Raw genomic sequence first — 20,796 nt, 5'->3', positions numbered from 1 at the left:
GACGTTTTAGAATGATCACCACAGAGTGAAAAACAGGAGGGGTTCTGTTGAATGAAGTCAGCATCTGGCTCGCTTTCGGGGCGGGGGTTGTTTCTTTTTTATCCCCCTGTATCTTTCCACTTGTCCCGGCCTATCTCGCCCAGCTTACAGGCTCGACAGTCGCGGACGGGGAGGTACAGGTTGGAAGGAGGATCGTCTTATCACGCAGTCTCGGGTTTATCCTCGGCTTTACGTTAATATTTATGGTGCTCGGCCTCACTTCCACCACAATCGGTTCTTTACTTAACAACAGTCGGACTCAAGATGTCATTCAGCAGGTGGGCGGCATTGTTATTATTCTGTTTGGTCTGCAGATGACCGGAATCATATCCATTAAAGCATTAATGAGCGATAAGAAACTGCACCGGGCGCCGAAAAAGTCATCCAGTTTTGCCGGCTCTGTTTTTTTCGGGGTGGTGTTTGCCGCCGGCTGGACCCCCTGTATCGGCCTGGTACTCGGCGGTATTTTAACGCTTGCCGGTTCGGCTGAAACCATGTACACAGGTTTGCTCATGCTGTTCATCTATTCCATGGGGCTCGGCATTCCTTTTCTGATTGTCGGTCTGCTTTATTCGAAATCCCTGTATAAATTAAAAGGGCTCAATAAATGGCTCCCGCGCATCCAAAGAGGAAGCGGGCTCATCATGATCGCGCTCGGCATCCTGCTGTTCACCGGCTATTTCCAGACTCTGTCGGCGTATTTCGCCCAATTCAATCCGTTTAGTATTTAATACGGAGGAGGTCCAGTATGGAACAGAAATTATTTGAACGGCTCGATCAAGGCTATGATGAAATGGTAGAGATCAGGCGGTATCTTCATCAATATCCCGAACTCTCTTTTGAAGAAGAAGAAACACCCGCCTACATCGCGGACTACCACCGCCGTCTCGGGCACGAGGTACATACAGGCGTCGGCGGCCGCGGTGTCACCGCGCGGCTTGAAGGCGCACACCCCGGTCCTGTTATCGCACTGCGCGCCGATTTCGATGCGCTTCCGATTCAGGAGGAAACCGGCCTCCCGTTTGCTTCAAAACGCGACGGCGTCATGCACGCCTGCGGCCACGATGGACACACTGCCGAAATGCTCGTACTTGCCAAAGCGCTGAACCAGCTGCAGGACGAGCTGTCCGGTACTATTGTTTTTATACATCAGCACGCGGAGGAACTGGCTCCCGGCGGTGCACAGGCTATGATTGAAGATGGCTGCCTGGACGGTGTCGATGTAATTTTTGGCACCCATCTTTGGGCGACGGTGCCCTACGGAGTGATGCAGTATAAAGACGAGGCTATGATGGCCGCAGCCGACAGCTTTGATATCAATATTATCGGCCGGGGCGGGCACGGTGCCACCCCCCACCTGACCAAAGATGCAATCGTCATCGGTTCGCAGCTTGTCACGACCATACAGCAGCTCGTCAGCCGCCGGATCGATCCGCAGGAGTCGGCTGTCGTCTCGGTTGGTTCGTTTGAAGCGGCGAACGCGTTTAACGTGATTGCCGATCAGGCGCGCCTTGTGGGAACTGTCCGGACGTTTAACGATGACGTGCGGGATTCTATCGAAGAGGAACTGAACCGCATGACAAAGGGTGTGTGTGACAGCGCCGGGGCGGAAGCTGATTTTTGCTACTTCCGCGGGTATCCTGCGGTTGTGAACCACACCAGGGAAGCGGACTTTCTTGCCTCCTGCGCGGCCGAAGTGCCGGGCGTAACCGAAACGGAATACATGAAACCGCAGATGACGGGAGAAGATTTCGCCTACTATCTTCATCATGTGAAAGGTTCCTATTTCTTCACCGGAGCCGGCCATCCGGAGTGGGAAAAAACATACCCCCACCACCATCCGAAATTCGACATCGATGAGCGCGCCATGCTTATTGCCGCCAAAATCCTCGGCAAAGCCGTCCTCGATTACGAACCAGCCTGATTATTAAAAAAGGGACTGTATCAAATGATACAGCCCCTTTTTTTGGCAAATGTATGTCACTGCAGACAGGAGTAGAGGGCAGGTGTCAGCAGCTGTTGATCCGTTTTATTGGATAAGGGCGGGGTGTGGACACTGCCGTTAAAAAATAAACTGGTAGTGTCCACTGGTCACCGTTTCGTGGATACTAAGCCGTTCAAATCAAAGGTTAGTGTCCGCTGGCAGAAACCAATGGACACTAGCTGCCCGGACGCAGGTGCTGGTGTCCCCCAACACGACTTTCATGGACACTACATTGCCCGGCAGCACATGTAGTGTCCATGACACCTCACTCCCAACCCAGCCAAAGAAGTCCGGGCAGGCTCTGTTCAGAGCCTGCCCGGACCTCTTTCACTTTTCTCTATCCATCAGCCACTTCCAGCGGTATCCCTGCTTTGCGGCTTCTCCGAGCTGTGCCAGGAGCTGGTGATTGGCGGCTGCCCCGACGACAGCACCCAGTCCCGGCATCAACTGCAGCATTTTCACCAGATCGATATGATCTCTGTACTCCTGCTGAAACGATGTCCAATCCCATTCTTCCGCTATTTTTAGTTTTCGCGGCTTTTCTTTTACATACTCGTCCCATGTTTCAAGGTGCTCCGCGGTTTCTTTTCGTTTTTCCGGACTGGAAAAAGCCGCCTGAAAGAGATGCAGCAGATACAGCCTGTTCCGGAAATCATGAATATCGAGACCGTAAATCATGGCAGCGGAAAAAAGAAAGCGCATTTTGAAACCGAGCAGAAGCGGAAAGTCCGCTGCTCCAAGAAGAATCCCGCCGGCTCCGGTTCCGGCACCTTCCACAGCTGCCCCTCTCTGGTAAAACGGGATCAGCTCTTCCAGTTTTTCATCCGCTTCCTCAAGCGTCTGTGCCGGAGAGAGGTTTTTATTCGGCAGATAATCCGAGCCGGTCAATACGCCGGCAGTCATCTGCTGGACCGCCTTTCCCATTGAGCGGTGGAAAGCACCGGGCATCAAATGGTTGAGACGACCCTGGACTTTCGCGGTTGCGGTTCGTGTCATGCTTTGGGGTTTTTTCAGCTGCCGCAGCCACACCTGGGCTTCTTCAAGCGCTTGTTTCTCGTAATTATTCATTATCACGCCTCCCGGCCGTTTTGAATCATCGCTCTATCTTTTTTGGACAATGGGTATAGGAAACACAGCGCCAGGCCGGCACCAATTAGAACCACACCAGGCAGAAGTGACCCTGATGTCAGCAAATAGACAAGGGTCAGCAGTATCGTCTGAGCAGCCAGCAGAGTTTTCACAAGTGCTTTAAAATCGTTCTGCTTATACACATGCGCTACAGGATAAAGATCCGGCCAAATCGTAACATCGAGATGATGCCAAAGCGCCCGGAGCTGCACGCTTGTCATATAAAGAAACAAAAACGCAGCCGCCATCCGGAACCAGTCATTTGGAAAAGCATACATAACAAGCCCCGCGGCGAGAATTAACCGGACGTACATGCCGAGATATTCGCCCGAGCGCATGAACGACTTTCCAAACAACACCATGAATACCGAACCCTTATTCCAAACCCACCGGTCCAAGGGCGCATTCAACCAGCGACGCCGTTTCACCCGGGTTTTCACGTGCCCGACATCAGTGAAGGAGCGTACGAACCGGTAGAACGCGGACACCCGTTTTTCCTCCTGCTGCAGCAGCACTTCCCATTTCAGCAGATGGCGGCGGAGAAGCGGGTAATAATAAAAAATGTACACAAATGCGCATACAAGGACGACCGCGGCTGGAAACCAAAGAGGTGCTCCCTGAAACAGAAGATAGGCAGCCGCAGCATTTAACACCGCACGTCCGGCCGTATGTTTAAAACGGGTCATTTCTTCCTGAAACCGCGTTTCCGCCCAGAACGAAGCATAATTCCACCCATTTATAAGAAGAAGAAGAAAAAGGGACGTGTACATATACATATTGTCATCCACGACACGGTCTCGAAATAATGGACCAAGCAGTAAAAACACGATAACCACCGCGGCCGATTGGAACACATACGAGTAAATCACCGATTTGGTGAAATAGGATTTCAGGCGGCTTTCAAGCGGCAGCAAAAAGACAAGGTCCCCCTCTTTTAAAAACGTGCGGAGCGGGCATCTCGTTAACAGATATGCAAAAAGCAGGGTGAATAGAAGGGACACCGGTACCGAGGAAGGGAGCCATTCCATAAAGGAAGGGTAAAAATATCCTCCCGCCAGAAACAGGGCGTACAGACTGAACATAAAGCCGCTGTTGCCGATAAGGCGCAGGTATCTTACAGCTTGGTTCCAGAACGTCTGGACACGGTCTTTCCACAGCGATTCAATATTCATCAGACTTCTCCTTTGGTCACTTCTATGTATAAATCATCAAGATCCGCATCCGGCATGCCTGTCTGTTCACGAAGTTCAGCGAGTGTTCCCTGATGTTTAATTCGTCCTTCATGAAGAAGAATGAACCGGTCGCAGTACCGCTCGGCGGTTGCAAGAATGTGAGTCGACATCATAATCCCGGCACCCTCCTGTTTTTTCTCTTCCATCATATCCAGAAGTGACTTGATTGCGACAGGATCAAGGCCGACAAATGGTTCGTCCACCACATACAAGCTGGGCTGTACAAGAAACGCGCACATAATCATGACTTTCTGGCGCATGCCTTTGGAAAAATGACTTGGAAACCAGTGCTTCATCTTTTCCATCCGGTATTCTTTCAGCAGCCGGGCCGCGCGTTCTTCAAATAGGTTATTGTTAACGCTGTAAGCGGATGCTGTCAGTCTTAAATGCTCCCAAAGCGTCAGTTCTTCATAGAGAATCGGCGTTTCAGGGATATAGGTGAATGTACGCCGGTACGCTTCAGGTTGGTCCCGGCACTGCACGCCGTGTATACGGATGTCGCCATTTGTCGGTTCCATCAGGCCGAGAATGTGTTTAATGGTTGTACTCTTGCCTGCTCCGTTCAGACCAATGAGCCCCACCATTTCGCCTGAACGTACATGAAAGTCAAGTTCATGCAGAACCGGTTTATGAATATTATAGCCTCCGCTGACCTGGTTCAGTTCAAGAAGTTCGGTCATAAATCTTCCTCCTAAGGCGTTGTATCCACATAAGAAAAGGAATACGCCGTTTTTCTTTTCCGTTCCTTGATTTCAATATATCCGTCCACATCAATGACGGCATGGTCGCCTGTATGGAGCCAGCCGTTCTTGATAGACTGTGACGTTTCTTCCGGATTTTTCAGGTAGCCTTCCATCACATGGTTGGAGCGGATAATAATCTCGCCAATCGTCACCCCGTCACGTGGAATTTCCACACCTTCTTCATCGACTACTTTCATATTGACACCGATCATGGGGAATCCGGTTTTCGCCTTAATCTCTTCTTTTTGACCATCTGTCAGATACTGATGCTGGGGTCTTACCTCTGACACAGCAACCAGCGGAGAGGTCTCAGTCATACCGTAGACCTGCACAAATTCCCAGCCAAGTTCTGTTTCCACCCGGTGCACGATATCACGGGGAGGAATTTCTCCGGATACGACCAGACGCACGTTACGTTTTTTTGGAGGTGCGCCTTCTTCTTTGTAGTACTCCAACAGGCTCTGCAGTACAGGGGGGGTCATGTGCACCACCGTGATATGGTAAGCATCGATATTATGTGCTGTAACCCGCGCTTCCATGTCCTGCTGCATAATCTGGACCGCCCCATTGGATGTGTAAATAAACGGAGCTCCCCAGGCATTGGCGTGATGCATGGGCAGCACATGCAGGAGCCGGTCCCTGTCGCTGACCCGGAGATGGTGCATGGCTGACAAGGCATGCAGGTAGTTGCTGCGATGGGCAGTAAGTACTCCTTTTGGCCGGCCGGTTGTTCCCCGTGTGTACTGCAGCGTCGCAACATCCTGTTCTTCAAGTTCCACCCGGTCGTATGCATAACCCGGAAACTGATCTTTCCATGAATCATAATGCAGGCATCCCTGCGACACCGGAGACTTTCCGATGACGATGATATGTTCAATCGTTTCAAGCCGTTCTTTAATGGAAGATATGCGTGAATATAACGCCTCTTCCACAATCAGCACCCTGCTTTCACTATGATTCAGAATAAATACGTATTCTTCGGCACTCAGACCTGTACCAAGCGGGGTCATCACCGCCCCGGTCTGAAATACACCGTAATATCCTTCCACCAGTTCCTTACAGTTCCGGGTTAAATAAGCTGCTTTGTCCCCTTTTTTGATACCAAGATCGTTTAACGCACGGGAAAGTTGATTGATATTATAATTTAATTTTTCGTATGTTACTTCTTTTGACCCATCTATAACTGCCGTTCTTTTTCCGTACAACGACACCGCGCGGTCAAGAAAATCCGTTAATAGCAGGGGGACAAACATGGAAGTCCTCCTTTTCCTTATTTGTACTAAACAGATTATAGCATTACGACTTTGTTTTTGTAACAATTCAGAGTTGTTTTTGCCGTTGCATGAGCGGACTGATAGAATGAAGGTATACATTCAAGATAAAGGAGTACTGCTTATGACATCTGACAGCAACTGCATTTTCTGTAAGATTGTATCCGGCGATATACCTGCTGCGGTCGTTTATGAAGACGATACCTGCATGGCATTTGCTGATCTTGGACAGGCCACAAAAGGTCATACCCTGTTAATCCCGAAGGACCATCAGGAAAACATTTTTGAACTTGAAGAAGATACGGCTGCCCATTTGTTTAAGACCGCGCCGAAAATCGCAAACGCCATTAAAAAGGAATTCCAGCCTGCAGGAATGAACATTATCAATAACAACGGCACCGCTGCTTCCCAATCGGTCTTCCATTATCATCTGCATTTCATTCCACGGTACGGAGCCGGTGATGGATTCCAGCCTTCATTTGAGGATAACAGCTCCCATTACACGTCGGAAGATCTACAGGGTATCGCAAAAAGCATCAACAACCATTTATAAAGCATTCTGTTTTTATTACGCCGGCCGCTTTCTGCACGTTTCAGAAGGGGGTCCGACATACATTGAAGGAGTGGAAAAACATTGACAAGAGCTCATAATTTTAACGCAGGTCCGGCTGCCCTTCCGGAGGAAGTACTGAAACAGGCCGGAGAGGAAATGCTTGATTTTAACGGCACAGGGATGTCGGTCATGGAATTAAGCCACCGCAGTAAAGAGTATGAAGAAGTACACAATGAAGCAAAAGCCGGTATAAAAGAACTGCTGCAGGTACCTGACACACACGATGTATTGTTTCTGCAGGGAGGAGCGAGTCTTCAGTTTCCCATGATTCCCATGAACTTTCTGCCTGACGGGGAGAAAGCCAACTATATTCTGACCGGATCCTGGTCTGAAAAAGCGTTGAAAGAGGCAAAGCTGATCGGAGAGACAAAGATCGGCGCTTCTTCGGCTGAACATAATCACACCTACATCCCGGATATCCATAGTATGGACGTTGATCCAACGGATACCTACGTGCATATCACATCCAATAACACGATTTTCGGTACCCAGTGGCATACCCTTCCCGACTGGAATCCGCCGCTTATCGCCGACATGTCCAGTGACATCCTGAGCAGACCGGTGCCGGTGGATCAGTTCTCGCTTATTTATGCAGGCGCCCAGAAAAATCTCGGTCCTTCCGGGGTAACCATTGTTATCATAGAAAAAGAAATGATGGAAAAAATCCCAAATTCCATCCCGACATTCCTGCGCTATGATACGCATGCGGATAAAAACTCTTTGTATCATACGCCTCCTACCTTTGGCATTTATATGCTGAATCACGTTCTGAACTGGATTCGAAACCGGGGCGGGGCCGAAGGAATGCAGGAGCGAAACAACGAAAAAGCATCTTTATTGTATGACACGATTGACCACAGCGGCGGATTTTATAAAGGACATGCAGAGAAAGACAGTCGTTCCAACATGAACATCACCTTTAACCTCCCGAGCGAAGAGCTGAACAAAACCTTTCTGGAAAAAGCCAAAGAAGCAGGATTTGTCGGCTTGAACGGTCACCGCTCTGTCGGTGGATGCCGGGCTTCGCTGTACAATGCCGTATCTCTGGAATCGTGTGAAGCGCTCCGCACATTTATGCTGGACTTTCACAAAAACCACGGGTGACCCTTAAATATCTTCCTGTAAACGCCGGCTTCGCTGCCGGCGTTTTTTTCGTCTTTAAGCCGCTTCATGACGTTTACACGAAGCGCTTCCTCCTAAAAATTAAAAAGAAAACGCTTACTTTTATCGTACGGCTATTTTTCTAATTAATAAAAGCAGATTGTTCTTTTCATTTTTTTGATTTTTCTCTATACTGTTATCAGAGAATAATATTTATAACCAGAGAGAGTGAACAAGAGAAAGGACAGGTGGTATCGTGGATTCGAAATCATTAATTTCCGGACTTTTTGCAGGTTTGATGGCAGGAAGTATTGCTTCCCTGCTTTCGGCGCCGGCGTCCGGAGATGAAACGAGACAATACATGAAACAGTACAATTGGAAAAACGTGAACCGTCTTCTTTCCCGAAAAGGACAGGCAGCAGTATATGATTGGCGTTATGCCGCCACAGAAGGTCTCGAAGCGGTAGACGGCCTCACACAGGAAATGAAAAAAACCTACAGCCGTTACAAGCAGGAAGTAGAACCGGAAATGGAAAGTATTCAGGAACAAATCAAGGAAATTTCAGACTCTATTACGGAACTGAATGAACGAATTCGTAAAGAGTCTGAATAATCCCTCAATAAATGTCTATTCATCTTTATTTAACAAAAAACAATATCTTTTTATTACAATAATACTTGGAAGGAGGCAGACGATTGGAACATTCTCCAGATTCTACTAAACAATCCATGTTGTTCTGCCACAAATTTGCCCAGTTAACCAAAGCACTATGGAAGTCAGTGGAAAAAGACTGGAAGCAGTGGATAAAACCTTATAATCTTAATATTAACGAACACCAAATATTATGGATTGCCTATCATCTGGAAGGTGCCTCCATTTCTGATATTGCAAAATTCGGTGTCATGCATGTGTCCACCGCATTTAATTTCTCAAAAAAGCTGGAGGAAAGGGGTCTTTTATCTTTTTCCAAGAATGCAGATGATAAAAGAAATACGTATATTGAGCTGACCGGTGAGGGGGATCGTCTGTTTCTCCAAACCGTTGAGGCGTATGAACCCGACACGTACAACGTGTATGACGGAGCCCTTCCAATGAAAGAGTTATACGGAAAATTTCCTGATTTCACCGAACTCCTGACGATCATACGATATGTGTATGGAGAGGATTTTATGCGCATATTCGAAGAGACGATCAACACGTTCGATGAAGAATTCACCGAGGAAAACGGTTCGTTGGTTCCTGAAGAAAAAACAACCTCAGGGCCTTCGATGTAACACTAAATACATGGGAGTATTGTATAAAAAACCGGGGCATAACGGACTCTGAAGAGCACAACGCATTTTTCGGTGAGCAGGAACAAGGGAATGGTCCAAAATCATGCGGCGCCTGCGGAAGGCGGATGATTTTTTGTACCATTCCCCTTTTTATTGCCGTAAAGATCTGAAGAACTGCATAGCACCACGCCTGTTGGTTTGCCATATAAGGAATGGGAAAGGGTTCTATGAGGAGGGTGCATCTGTGATCAAAGCATGTATCCCCCCTTCTTTTTCGTTGGGCGGAGCCGTCTGCCCGACTCCAGCGGGAGAAGCGTCAGCCGAAGATCACCGGGTGATTTTCCCGGTAGCTGAGGCGACGCCCGCGGAAAGCGGGCAGGAAAGGCGGAGTCCAACGAAACGCTTCCTATATTTGGATAATCAACAGCCGTGGCATAGAGCCGTACTGCAGCTTGACTATAAAAATGGCATTCAGCTCCCGCTGTGAAGGATATGAATACGTTTTTTCCATCTCTTAAATTGTCGAAATTCTTTTTCTTTTCATGGATTTTGCCGTGCCTATTGATTTTTGTGGATGCAAGCCCTATATTATTCACGTAAGATATGAAAGGGGGGATTCCCCGTGAACTGCTGGAAATCCATTAATGTAAAGAGAGACTATCATCCTTCAAGGTTGATGATTTTTTCTTTCAGCATGATTATCGTCACGTTTATTCTAGGTTACCTTGGCTTAAGTCTGTATCACAGAAATGATGCATACACGGACCTCAGCATGCTGCATACCTTCTTGTTTCTGATTTTATTGTTTCCGGTTCATACCTTTCTTCATGTTGTACCTCTTCGGTTTGCGGGGGTCCACGTCGACTGGAGCCGGTTATTCTTCAGACAGAAAAGAAAAGCAGTGCAGTTTCTGAAATTTACGAAACCGGTCAGCCGCAATTATTACATCGGAGCCATGCTCTTTCCAGCATGCATCATTAACATCAGTGCCGCAGCGGGGGCTTTTATTTTTCCTTCGCTCATGCATTACTTCATCCTGGTGTTTTCCTTCAACTCCGGTCTTGCGGTATATGACTTCATTTATATCAAACAGCTTCTCGGCGCTCCGCGTCACTGCTATATTGAACAAAACAGGAATGGACTGGATATATTAGTAAAGCAGCCGGTATAACGGCTGCTTTTTTTTATTTGCCTACATTGAACACAATATCATCCTTTTCGGGTTGAAACCGTTCCACCCGCAGGGAATAATCATCTCCAATCGTAATCTGGTTCATGCGGATACGGATCTGTTGATTTTGTGTATCGACCTCCACTGCTTCGGGAAAATCAGCCTGCGATGCCAGCAGCGACATGGCCTGCTGATTGGGCAGACTGAACGCTCCTACTGATACCCGGTCGAGTGTCAGCAGAAGATTTCCATCCTCAACTGCTTCTGTTTCGAACTGCATCGCGGCTTCGATGGTCCGCCCGAGAAAATCGATACCCGCCGTTACCTCTGCTGTTGATCCGCTGAACTGAATATCGACCTGTTCGGATGCCGCTTCTTCCTGCAGCAATTGATTCAACTGCCCGGTTGTAGCTTGTACCGTGAAATATTCCTGAAATTCTCCGTTCGTGCTGCCGCCTTGAGACCCGGTATCTCCGCTGTCTCCCGCCGCTGAGCTGAATAAGAAGAAAATCAGGACACAACCAAGCACCAGAACACCTATTAAAGTGAGAAACGCCCATTTCCAACCATTTATACTACGGCTGTGCATCTTTCCACCTGCTTTCCTGATAACCTCATTTCCTATCATATTTTCTCTTATATTGTACTAGAAAAAAACTATCTTTTTACAACATCTTTTGTTAAGGTATAATAGATACATGGTATTGGGGGTAAAAAGATGCTGATCGCATTGTTCGGATTATTTTCGCTGACCTATCTATTTGTAATAAATTCAATGACTAATGCCCTCTGTGTCCAGAAGGAGATACCGGCAGAACGACAGCCGAAAATTTTCAGAACCATTAATATTCTGCTTACCATTCTTCTTACATCCACATTCGTTGAATTGTGGTTCACCTAAACCCTGAAGATGGTTCCTGTATGTATAAGAAGCTTTCCCGAAATAATCGGGAAAGCTTTTTTCAATGGATGTTAGTAGATCCAGGCAGCGCCTACGATCACAAGCAGAATGAAAAGCACCACAATCAACGCAAACTGCGAACCATACTCATATCCCATTATATATCCTCCTCTCCTTAAAATTTAGTACCAGGCTGCACCTACGATAATCAGCAGAATGAAAAGGACGACAACTAAAGCGAAGCCGCCGTAATACCCTTTTGACATTTCACCACCTCCTAACACGCTTTCTGGAATATGTTATGTCGAAGCCCGGAAGTTTGTTTAGGCTTTTCACCCGTTTTTTTCTTTTTTTATGGTTTGTGGTATGATATAGATTGTCTAAAAAGCTGGACATATCATGAGGGGGTTGGAGGAATTTGTATCAATCAATTCTAAAAGCGGGAACAGCTTTGACAGCTGTAGTATGTCTTGCTTCCTGTACGGGAGAGGGGCAGAGTGATACCTCGGGGGACGTCGTGCAGGTCAATGATACGACCATCACAGAGGATGCTTTGACAGCAGAATTAAGGGAACGTTACGGAAAGCAGGTGCTCCAGGATATGGTGCACACTAAACTCATCGAGGATAAAGCAGAACAACTGGAGATACAATCCGAGCAGGTGGAACAGGAATTACAGACTCTTAAACAGCAATACGAAGTGGAAACAGATGATGAACTGCTTACATTGCTTCAGTCACAGTTCCAGCTGCCGGTGGATTCCATCAGCTCCCTGAAAAAAGACGTGCTGCAGCCACAGCTTGTGCGGCGGCAGATGAACGAAGCCGTTGAATTATCAGAAGAAGACAAACGTTCTTATTATGAAGAACATCAGGAAGAGTTGGAGTCCGTTACTGCCCGTCATATCCTGGTGGACGATGAGAAGACAGCTGCCAAAGTAAAAGATGAGCTCGCAGACGGTGCTTCCTTTGAAGAACTGGCCGCTGAATACTCGACAGACGGATCAGCATCAAGCGGCGGGGAACTGGGGTCTTTTACCCGCGGACAAATGGTTGAACCATTTGAAAAAGCAGCGTTTTCTATGAATCCAGGTGACATCAGCGAACCCGTGTCAACCGAATTCGGCTATCATATCATCGAAGTGCTGGACCGGAAAACGACTTATGAAGATCTCGAGACAGATGTGGAAGAAGCAGCACGCAGGGATCAAATTCCTACGGAGCAGGAATGGATGCAGCAACTGATGGATGAAGGCAATATTGAAATCAAAGATGCGCTGTACGAAGACTGGGTACATTCTCAGAAAAGCCCTGCCTCATGAACAGGAAAAACCATATAAAAGCAGGCACACATAAAAAAAGAGCCGGGAATTTTCCCGGTTCTTTTTTCTCAGAAATAACTGCGGTGCGGGTTCTGTTTTTAGTCTTTTGATTGACAACAAAGTCAGGAGGATGCGCGTTTTTTCTCCCGCTCCTCTTCCATTCTGCGGATAAATACCCGTCCTTCCTGTTCAATCCAGCGGTCATCCTCTTCTTTTTCACTGCGGCTTGTTTTCCACCACATAAAACCGCTGAAAACAATGCCGAGGCCGCTGAGCAGAACCCAGGAAGGAGCGGCTGTTATTCCCGCAAAACGCTGCCATACAACAAGCAATACGAACAAACCAATGAGAGTGAGCAGTACTTTTTTCGGTCGTTGATCCATAATGACCTCCTGTTCTTGTCCGGTTGTGTTCCCATGTATATGCTTGTCTGTTTTATTTATGTCACGTTTCCGGCAGAGAAATTCGGAATTCCACACCGTCTTCGAGATTCTCCACATCGGCTTTTCCTTGATGCAGCTCTGCAATACGATACACGATAGCAAGACCAAGACCAAACTGGCCTTTGTTACCTTTTCGAAATGGTGCAAACAAAGACGCCATTTCTTCTTCCTGGATCTGTTCGCCGTTATTGCGGACACGGATCAGAATAAAGCCGTCCCCGCTGTTTTCAGCTGACATCCAGACGGTGTCACGGGCGTACCTCATTGCATTTTCCACGAGGTTTTCCATAAGGACCTGAAGATGTTCTAAATCCGCCTTCAGTTTCACATCAGGCCCCTGAATAATAAACGTCAGATCATCCCGCTGCATCCGGAAACGTTCTTCAATCCGGTAAGCAAGAGACCCAAACACCATCTCTTCCAGGTTGATTGTTTCTTTCTGGAGTGTGTCGAGTTTTGTGAAGTACAGCATATCTTTGACCCGCTTATCCATCCGGTCCGTTTCATCAAGAATAACATTCATTGTGTCTTCAAGATTATCTTTGGGGAGCACTCCATCTTTCACGGAATGCGCATACGTTTTCACGACCATGATCGGTGTTTTCAGTTCGTGGGAGGCATGCTGGATGAATGTTTTCTGAGAGCGGTCATAACGAATGAGGTTCTGACGCATCTTTTCGAATTGATCGGACAGTCTCTGAAAATCTTCATCCCCTTCCCAGCGGATCGGGTCTTTCCAGTTCCGCTGGGCTATCTGTTCAAAACGATTCCCCAATTCACGGAAAGGCTGACGCAGGTATCGTTTCAGCCAGATCGCCGGAAGCAGGCTCAATAGACTGGCGATAACAAGAAGATAAATCAGACGTTCCCATAACCGGTTCACCATCAAATCCCGGTACGTATCCCACATGAATGAAATCTGGTATGCTTCCTCCCCGTTCGATTGAATGCGGGTGATGACGTAAAATAACGCAGCATCATTGTAGGTTAATTCATATCTTTCTCTCTGCTCCTCCTGACTGCCCGCATTTTGAACCATTTCTTTCAGGACATCATCGGGTGGAACCGGTTCCCCCCGCTGCTCGCCATCCAGTAGAAAAACATGTCCGACTGAGCGTTCTGCTTCTCTCCGTTCGATAAAATTCATTTCCGACTGCGGCAGCGAAAAGTGTTCACTGAATGGATTCGCCATCCGCGCCTGCTCCTGTTCAATAATCCGGTAGGTTTCCTCTGTCAGAGTACCTTTAATCGAAATCGGATAAACGATGACAACAGTTAGTCCCATCAGTACCACCAGAGCGATAAAGGAAAACCAGATACGGCGGGTCAGGTTTACTCTCATCATGAGGATAAAATACGGTATCCGTAACCGTAGAGTGTTTCAAGATGAATGCGGGGCATTTTTTTGCGGACGCGCCGCACGACATCATCCACTGCCCTCTCTGATCCTACATAGTTCTCGCCCCATACGCTTTCAATAATTGCTTCTCTGGAAAGAGCCGTGCCTACGTCTTCGGTGAGAAGGAGCACAAGGTCCATTTCTTTCGTTGTTAAATCCAGTGGTTCTTCCGGGTTTTCCTGATCCGTAATAATGCGGGCTTCGGGATCAATCAGGTAATCATTCAATTCGATTTTTCTGCTTTCCTGGCTGGTGGAGTCGTAAACACGCGAAAGAAGTTTTTTCGCCCGGATAAGAAGTTCCTGCGGGAGAAACGGCTTGGCCAGGTAGTCATCACTTCCCATTTCAAGACCGAGAACGCGGTCGAGATCCTGATCTCTCGCAGAAATAAAAATGACCGGTACATCTCCTTCTTCTTCACGGATCCCTTTAAGGACCTGAAAGCCGTCCGTACCGGGAAGCATGATATCAAGCACCCACAAATGAGGCGGTTCCTGGACAGCTTCCAGTGCATCGGCACCATTATCATACACGGTGACCTGCCATCCTTCTTTTTCCATATAAGCTTTCAGTACTTCCGACAAATTCGCTTCATCTTCCACTAAATACACGATGTAGTTATTCATTCATCTGATTCCTTTCCCGACAAGAATGTCGTCCATCAGTCTGCCCTGATTCAGATCCATCCTCTGCTTAGAGCAGAGTGCGCGTAAATGAATCGCCGGCGGCCGCTGCGCCCTCTTCAGAAGAAGTACGGCGGCTGCTGATCGCGGACGGTGATTCAGGAATATGTTCACATGTGAAATACAAAATCTGTCTGTGGGACGACAGGTTGGTCAAAAGAGAAAAAACCATACTTTGACGTTCCCTGTCAAAGTTAACAAATGGATCATCCAAAATAAACGGCAGGGTCTGGTTGTGATGATAGCTTTCTGCCAAAGCGAGACGAAGAGACAAATATAATTGTTCCGCTGTGCCGCGGCTCAGCTCCTCCGGTGTGAAACGAAATCCATGGGTGTCTTCAACGATAAATGTTTCTTCACCAAGCGGAGCAAATAATCGTTCATAATGGGATGAGGTCAAATAGGAAAAGTAAGAGGAAGCATTTCGAATGACTTCCGGCTGTCTTTCCTGCTCATACATGGATTTTGCTTCATTCAGTATCGCGCGGGCTGCCCTGTATGTTTTCCAGCTTCGTGCGAGATGGTGCAGTTTCAACTTTTTCTCTTCATACTGCTGCAGCATCTGTTCATACGTTCCACCCTCTTCAACGGTCCGGATTTCCTGATTTACTGCAGCCAGTTGATTCCTGTTCTCATCTTCTTCATTATCCAATTGCTGCTCTGTTTCTTCGATGTCTTCAATCGCCTCATCCGGATCACTCTCGTCTTTTTCAAATGTTTCAAACCATGCATCGGTCGTTTCCTGGTCATCAAGAGAACGACGCATCGTGTCCAGCAGCCAGTTCTCTTTAGCTTTCCATTCGTTGTACCGTTTTTTTTCCGCGACGGCCTGCTGGAATTCTTCACCGGAATGGACTCCGCTTAAATGATACAGATGCTGAATCGATCGTTCTGCCTGTTCTCTTCTTGCTTTGTAGTAGTGTTTCCGGCTCCGAACCGTTTCCCAGTCCCTGAGGTCCTGCTCGTATTGCTTTTGCTTGGCTTCTTCTTTCTCCACTATGTTCAATGCTGCATGAATGGTTTGTTCCACCGGTCCTTGAGAGAGACCGGCTGCAGCTGCCGCTTCTGCTGTTTCCTGTTCGATATCAGAAAGGAGCTGTGCCAACGTCTCCATTTCCTTTTCCACCACCTGCAGCTGCCTGTGTTCTTTCTGCCATTCCTGGACAGCGGTAAAAAGGGCAGTGGCCTGTAGAAGGGATGCAGGGGGCGGAATATGATACGTCTCGGTCCATTTCTCCATCACACCCTCCAGCTCCTGCTGCTTTTCCCGGGCTTCCCGCTTTTTATCAAGTGTGGACTGGTATGCATTCAATTCCCGGTCGTACTCCCATTGTTTCTCCCGGATCGTTGTCTCAAGACGCTGATCCGCATGAAGTTCCGCTGTGTGCTGCACAGCATCTTTGTCGGGTTCCGCATCCCCGTCCTTCACAGCGCGGAGCTGGTGCTGCAGAATCCAGAGAACGGCAGAAGACAGCCCGGCTCCGAACATAATCAGGCCCATCAGCCAGTGACCGGTGATCATCTCCGACATTCCCAGGGTGAAAAAAATAACAGACGCCAGCTGCAGCAAAAGCACCGGCTGCTGCCAAGCCGGACGAGACCCGCTTTTTCCTGCTTGCTGCCTTTTGAGAGCTTCTGTACTACTTTGTTTCTCTTCTTCGGAACGACGATACTGTTCATGAGTATCCACGTCTTTTTGAAGCAGCGCAAGCTGATCCAGATGCTGCTGCACCTGTTCCTCCAGAAGCCGGATGCGCTCCTGCAGCCCCTTTGCTTTTCCGGTAATATCGTGCAGCTCTTCCTCGGCGCTCATGGTCGTCTTTGCTCCGGCGAGTCTGGATTCTTCCGTGATCCCAAGACGATGCTGTTTTTCTTCCAGGTTTGTTTTATGCCGGGCGGCTTCCTGCTGGAGCCGGTTATAGTCATCCTTGTATTTTCGATATACAGGAAGCTTCTCTTTCAGGGCATAAATGTTATCTTGTACCGGGCGTATCTCCCGGTTCACTGCAGCCCCTTGATTTCTTCCGGCAATCTGCTGCTCGGCAAGCGCCTGGTTTTCTTCCTCGGAGCCGGCTTCTTTTCGCTGCTCGTGATAAGCGGTGTTTTGTTCTTCCCAATCAAGCGGTATGTGTTCAAATGGCTGCAGTTTTTGTAAGTGATGATAGACTTCCTGTAATTCACGATACACTGAAAGGAGCGTCTTTCTACGCTCCAGCTGCTCCTTTTCCATCTTCAGGTCAGCCTTTTTATGTTTGAGTTCTGCCATTTTGTTTCCTATGTCTTCTCTTTGACGGACAAGACGGTCATAGGTGTCAAACCTGGCTTCCCATTCCCGCAGTTCTTTCTTATTTTCATGGAGTTCCTGGAGAAGGACATTCATTTCAGGTTTCTGTCCTTTTGGTTTATACAGCTGATCCAGATGGTGCTGAAGCTTTTTTTCGATGGAAGCAATATGTTTGGTGCCCGTCATCCCCGCTTCGTAAATATACTGATTTAAATCGCTCCCCTGCAGCTGCTGAATCTCGCCCAACCCCTCAAGCCCGAAACAAAAAATTCCCTGAAACATGCCGCGGTCGAGGCTTCCTAACAGTCCTTCCAGCCACTCCGGTCCGTGCTGTCTGCCGTCCTCCGTATAAACGAGGACATCCCCCGCTGATTTTCTTCCGGCGGTCCGCTCCACTACAGCCTGCGTCCCGTCTTCAAGCCGTATGGTGAGACTTCCGCCATGACGGTTCCCTTCTTTGGGCTCATAACGGCGGGCTTGTTCTTTTTTGCTTGGAAATCCAAACAACACAGCCTGGATAAATGCGCGGATTGTTGATTTTCCCGTTTCATTCTTCCCCTGAAAAACGTGATAGGAGGAATCCACAGCTATCTTTTCATCCTGAAACTTTCCAAATCCGTAAATGTGGAGTGCTTCAATCCTCATCGGCTGTCTCCTTTCCCCACAGCTGCCAAAGCAGCCGTTCTGCGTCATCCAGCACATCCTGTGTTTCTTCTTCATGATCCCGGGAAAGATACATGCCCGGCCCTTTCGATTGGTGTAACGTGTTCCATGTTTCTTCCAGCCGCTTTGGCTCCTGTTTCAGCTTTTCAGCCGCTCTTGCAACATCACCAAGAAAATGGTTTTCCTTCACAAGTGATTCCGGCTGCAAATCGGCAATCGTAGCATCCTCAAGCCGGTACACATAAAAGAACGGACGTTCCGCTCCGCCGATTCTGTTTAAGATATCCAGCCAGCCTTCTTTCTCCTCTTCCACATAATCACTTAGAATACCGCGTCCACTCAATATTATCTCAAGCCACAATCCGGCCGCACCCGCGTATTCCATCTCTGATACGCGGCGGAGTACTTTGTCTGTCAGTTCATCAAAACCGGAACAATCCTCAATCGAAATATCCAATGCCGCAAATACAACTTCCGCTGCCGGCCGGAACGTCACCTCAACGGCTTCTTCATTAAGCTCCACCAAAAAGTAACCTTTCTCTCCTGTTTCCTTTCGATGACGCCCTTGAATATTGCCGGGATAACCGATTCGTTCCGACAAAAACTGTCTTGTATGTATATGGCCGAGCGCCCAGTAGTCAAAACGTTTTTCCTCCAGTTCTTCTTTGTAAAACGGAGCATAGGAATGACTGTCTTTCTTTTTTTCCTCGCCGTGCAAAAGCCCGATATGAAAAGGGGCCCCCGGTTGTTTTATAAATTCCGCGGCCACGTTTTGCTGCGTTTTCCCTTTGTAGCTGCATCCGTAAAGATGAGCAGCCGGTGCATTGTGTTTATGGAATATTTTCATGTCCGGTTCCGTATCGAAAACGTGCACATTCTCCGGCCATCCGGAAGGCGCGTAGCGGCGGTCCACCGGATCATGATTGCCATAAATCAGATAAACAAATATTCCGTTTTGGTTCAGTGTTTCAAACTGCTGCTTCAAAAAAATCTGATGTCTCAGGCTTCGATTCTCCTGGTCAAACAAATCTCCGGCAATAATCAGAAAATCAACCTGGAGTTCCACCGCATCCTGAACCATATGTTCCACTGCACGGTCTATGCTGTTTTCCAGTTGTTCCTTCAATCGCGGCTCCGCTCCTGCCCCCGCAGGGACAGTAGACCCGAGATGGAGGTCGGCAGTATGAATAAACCGCAGTTTCATCGCACATCTCAGCCTTTCCTGCATACTTTATTGTGTTATTATATCATGAAAACGTGAACATACGGTCGTACATTTTAGAAAATCCCTCAAACCAAACAAAGCGCTTCCGACTATCATTACTGATAATCGGAAACGCTTTTTTCTTCTCAGAGCCCGCGATATGCAGCCCCGGGATTTAAAACAATGTGGAGAGCGCTACAAGGGCAGTCAAAGGCAGGACAAGCCGGCGGAAGCGGGCTCCCTGACCGTACCCTCCATGTCCCCCATATCCCCCATATCCGCCGTAACCGCCGTAGCCGCCGTAGCCACCTGGGTACTGCCGGTTCACCGGCTGATTACTGCCGGCGCCGGGCATTCCCTGCGCGTTCGGATTGGCCATGGGTGCGGGATTGTTTTCCGGCACCAACATGTACACATGGTTGTTATCCACATGTTCCATATAGCCTTCTATCTGTTCGTTGTTGTTCATTTGTACCAGGACATAGTGTCCGATATTCTGCCTGCATATTTCATGCATCTGCATCGGGTTCATCTTGACATCCGCCTCCTTTTTCATAGACATATTATTCAGGAAGCAGGACGAATGTGCAGTGGCAGGAATTCCGGGACCTATGGATTTGTTTCCGGCAGAGAAACCGGTTTGTGGTTATTCTCATATGCGTCGGAAAAGGAAAGCACTTTTTCCACATACCAGTCCGCCTGGTTGTATTGAAACAAAGCATCCCGCAGTTCTCCATCAGCTGCTCCGTTAGCGGCAAGATAGTTGGCCGTCGAAAAAACAGCATCTTTTATATTATATGGATCTGCTTTTCCGCTGTTATCCGCATCCACACCGTAACCACCGTGTTCCTCTATGGCCGCTGTATTTGTCAACGCTTCACGGGAAATGTCAATATCCCCTTTACCCTGACACCCTTCATAACTCCAGCCGATAAACGAGCATGGCATGAACTGGGTATGGCCGACAGCACCAACCGGGCTTTCCAGCTCGTCCATCGTGGAAAACACCGTCTCCACCCGGTGAACGGCTGCCAGTACTTCCCACGACACATCATATTCGTCTTCGGCTTCTCTGTAGATAGAAAGGTACTCTTCAGGTACTTCATTTTCTGCAAAAGACGAATCATTGCTTTCACGGGAAGGAGAAGGAGAATACTCCATTTCCGGAATGACGTTCCATATCACAACTGCCGCCAGAAACATCATGATGAACAAAAGGAGTGCAGAAGAAAATCGTTTCCGCCGTCTGGATGCCGCCATGTTTCACACCTCCCCCATTCATCTTAAACAACAACGGGGCAGGTATCCAAGCGGCATTTTGATGAACATTTTCACGCCTGT

At 48.0% G+C, this 20,796-nt stretch carries 24 protein-coding genes; 10 read left to right on the top strand and 14 right to left on the bottom strand.

From position 1 onward, the window contains the following. The first annotated feature begins 47 nt into the window (after positions 1-47). Both BM058_RS03505 and BM058_RS03500 read left to right on the top strand, forming a co-directional pair. Positions 48-770 carry a cytochrome c biogenesis CcdA family protein gene (locus tag BM058_RS03505; RefSeq protein ID WP_090925643.1) on the top strand — a complete coding sequence of 241 codons (723 nt, stop codon included), beginning with the start codon at positions 48-50 and terminating at the stop codon, positions 768-770. Between the two features lie 17 nt (positions 771-787). Continuing rightward, positions 788-1,963, top strand: coding sequence for a M20 family metallopeptidase (locus BM058_RS03500; RefSeq protein ID WP_090925642.1), 1,176 nt, complete (start codon positions 788-790; stop codon positions 1,961-1,963). A 387-nt stretch (positions 1,964-2,350) separates the two neighbouring features. On the opposite strand, the gene BM058_RS03495 is transcribed toward BM058_RS03500, so the two are convergent. From BM058_RS03495 to BM058_RS03480, 4 genes are read right to left on the bottom strand one after another with little or no spacing between them, the layout of a single operon-like run. After that, on the bottom strand, positions 2,351-3,091 hold the full coding sequence (locus BM058_RS03495) for an EcsC family protein (RefSeq protein WP_090925641.1): 741 nt from the start codon (positions 3,089-3,091) through the stop codon (positions 2,351-2,353). 2 nt (positions 3,092-3,093) lie between these two features. Beyond that, positions 3,094-4,323, bottom strand: a complete 1,230-nt coding sequence (locus tag BM058_RS03490) for an ABC transporter permease (RefSeq protein ID WP_090925640.1) — start codon at positions 4,321-4,323, stop codon at positions 3,094-3,096. After that, complete coding sequence (locus tag BM058_RS03485) at positions 4,323-5,063, bottom strand: ABC transporter ATP-binding protein (RefSeq protein WP_090925639.1); 741 nt, start codon at positions 5,061-5,063, stop codon at positions 4,323-4,325. The genes BM058_RS03490 and BM058_RS03485 overlap by 1 nt, the downstream gene beginning before the upstream one ends. A gap of 11 nt (positions 5,064-5,074) precedes the next feature. Continuing rightward, positions 5,075-6,379: an AMP-binding protein gene (locus BM058_RS03480; protein WP_177195415.1), complete on the bottom strand. Its 1,305-nt coding sequence runs from the start codon at positions 6,377-6,379 to the stop codon at positions 5,075-5,077. Between the two features lie 142 nt (positions 6,380-6,521). Between BM058_RS03480 and BM058_RS03475 the strand changes: the two genes are divergently transcribed. The 6 genes from BM058_RS03475 to BM058_RS03450 all read left to right on the top strand — a co-directional run bounded on the left by BM058_RS03475 (position 6,522) and on the right by BM058_RS03450 (position 10,557). Beyond that, positions 6,522-6,950 (top strand): HIT family protein, encoded by a 429-nt coding sequence (locus tag BM058_RS03475; protein WP_090925637.1) that lies wholly within the window; start codon positions 6,522-6,524, stop codon positions 6,948-6,950. A gap of 81 nt (positions 6,951-7,031) precedes the next feature. Then, positions 7,032-8,114, top strand: coding sequence for a 3-phosphoserine/phosphohydroxythreonine transaminase (serC, locus tag BM058_RS03470; RefSeq protein ID WP_090925636.1), 1,083 nt, complete (start codon positions 7,032-7,034; stop codon positions 8,112-8,114). A gap of 253 nt (positions 8,115-8,367) precedes the next feature. Then, on the top strand, positions 8,368-8,724 hold the full coding sequence (locus BM058_RS03465) for a YtxH domain-containing protein (protein ID WP_090925635.1): 357 nt from the start codon (positions 8,368-8,370) through the stop codon (positions 8,722-8,724). A gap of 116 nt (positions 8,725-8,840) precedes the next feature. After that, positions 8,841-9,386, top strand: coding sequence for an HTH-type transcriptional regulator Hpr (locus BM058_RS03460; protein ID WP_245736835.1), 546 nt, complete (start codon positions 8,841-8,843; stop codon positions 9,384-9,386). Between the two features lie 244 nt (positions 9,387-9,630). Then, on the top strand, positions 9,631-9,873 hold the full coding sequence (locus tag BM058_RS03455; RefSeq protein ID WP_090925633.1) for a hypothetical protein: 243 nt from the start codon (positions 9,631-9,633) through the stop codon (positions 9,871-9,873). 135 nt (positions 9,874-10,008) lie between these two features. Next, entirely contained in the window at positions 10,009-10,557 is a 549-nt protein-coding gene (locus BM058_RS03450) for a DUF3267 domain-containing protein (protein ID WP_090925632.1), read from the top strand. Between the two features lie 13 nt (positions 10,558-10,570). Here BM058_RS03450 and BM058_RS03445 read toward each other — a convergent pair whose 3' ends face one another. Continuing rightward, positions 10,571-11,146 carry a YpmS family protein gene (locus BM058_RS03445; protein ID WP_177195414.1) on the bottom strand — a complete coding sequence of 192 codons (576 nt, stop codon included), beginning with the start codon at positions 11,144-11,146 and terminating at the stop codon, positions 10,571-10,573. A gap of 129 nt (positions 11,147-11,275) precedes the next feature. On the opposite strand from BM058_RS03445, the gene BM058_RS03440 reads away from it, so the two are divergent. Then, positions 11,276-11,458, top strand: a complete 183-nt coding sequence (locus tag BM058_RS03440; RefSeq protein WP_177195413.1) for a hypothetical protein — start codon at positions 11,276-11,278, stop codon at positions 11,456-11,458. A gap of 71 nt (positions 11,459-11,529) precedes the next feature. Here BM058_RS03440 and BM058_RS03435 read toward each other — a convergent pair whose 3' ends face one another. Then, on the bottom strand, positions 11,530-11,616 hold the full coding sequence (locus BM058_RS03435; protein ID WP_090925630.1) for a YjcZ family sporulation protein: 87 nt from the start codon (positions 11,614-11,616) through the stop codon (positions 11,530-11,532). A 24-nt stretch (positions 11,617-11,640) separates the two neighbouring features. Continuing rightward, the gene (locus BM058_RS03430; RefSeq protein ID WP_090925629.1) at positions 11,641-11,724 is read right to left on the bottom strand and encodes a YjcZ family sporulation protein; all 84 of its coding nucleotides are present in this window, start codon (positions 11,722-11,724) and stop codon (positions 11,641-11,643) included. Positions 11,725-11,876: 152 nt separating this feature from the next. On the opposite strand from BM058_RS03430, the gene BM058_RS03425 reads away from it, so the two are divergent. Continuing rightward, positions 11,877-12,779, top strand: coding sequence for a peptidylprolyl isomerase (locus tag BM058_RS03425; protein WP_090925628.1), 903 nt, complete (start codon positions 11,877-11,879; stop codon positions 12,777-12,779). A gap of 122 nt (positions 12,780-12,901) precedes the next feature. Here the strand turns inward: BM058_RS03425 and BM058_RS03420 are convergent, their stop codons facing one another. The 7 genes from BM058_RS03420 to BM058_RS03390 form a co-directional block, all read right to left on the bottom strand. After that, the gene (locus BM058_RS03420; RefSeq protein ID WP_245736819.1) at positions 12,902-13,162 is read right to left on the bottom strand and encodes a sporulation YhaL family protein; all 261 of its coding nucleotides are present in this window, start codon (positions 13,160-13,162) and stop codon (positions 12,902-12,904) included. Positions 13,163-13,223: 61 nt separating this feature from the next. Continuing rightward, positions 13,224-14,567 (bottom strand): sensor histidine kinase, encoded by a 1,344-nt coding sequence (locus BM058_RS03415; RefSeq protein ID WP_090925627.1) that lies wholly within the window; start codon positions 14,565-14,567, stop codon positions 13,224-13,226. After that, positions 14,564-15,247 carry a response regulator transcription factor gene (locus BM058_RS03410; RefSeq protein ID WP_090925626.1) on the bottom strand — a complete coding sequence of 228 codons (684 nt, stop codon included), beginning with the start codon at positions 15,245-15,247 and terminating at the stop codon, positions 14,564-14,566. Before BM058_RS03410 ends, BM058_RS03415 begins: the two co-directional genes overlap by 4 nt. A 67-nt stretch (positions 15,248-15,314) precedes the next feature. Beyond that, positions 15,315-18,233, bottom strand: coding sequence for an ATP-binding protein (locus BM058_RS03405; RefSeq protein ID WP_177195412.1), 2,919 nt, complete (start codon positions 18,231-18,233; stop codon positions 15,315-15,317). Continuing rightward, positions 18,223-19,455 (bottom strand): metallophosphoesterase family protein, encoded by a 1,233-nt coding sequence (locus BM058_RS03400; protein ID WP_177195411.1) that lies wholly within the window; start codon positions 19,453-19,455, stop codon positions 18,223-18,225. Before BM058_RS03400 ends, BM058_RS03405 begins: the two co-directional genes overlap by 11 nt. A gap of 175 nt (positions 19,456-19,630) precedes the next feature. Further along, complete coding sequence (locus BM058_RS18115; protein ID WP_090925623.1) at positions 19,631-19,987, bottom strand: hypothetical protein; 357 nt, start codon at positions 19,985-19,987, stop codon at positions 19,631-19,633. A gap of 77 nt (positions 19,988-20,064) precedes the next feature. Continuing rightward, positions 20,065-20,715 (bottom strand): lytic transglycosylase domain-containing protein, encoded by a 651-nt coding sequence (locus BM058_RS03390; RefSeq protein ID WP_090925622.1) that lies wholly within the window; start codon positions 20,713-20,715, stop codon positions 20,065-20,067. Positions 20,716-20,796: the final 81 nt, after the last annotated feature.

Origin of the sequence: Salibacterium qingdaonense, from assembly GCF_900114715.1 — a bacterium.
GTDB lineage: Bacteria > Bacillota > Bacilli > Bacillales > Marinococcaceae > Salibacterium > Salibacterium qingdaonense.
Note: the sequence above shows the minus strand (reverse complement) of the source record. Positions and strands in the feature narration are given on the sequence as shown.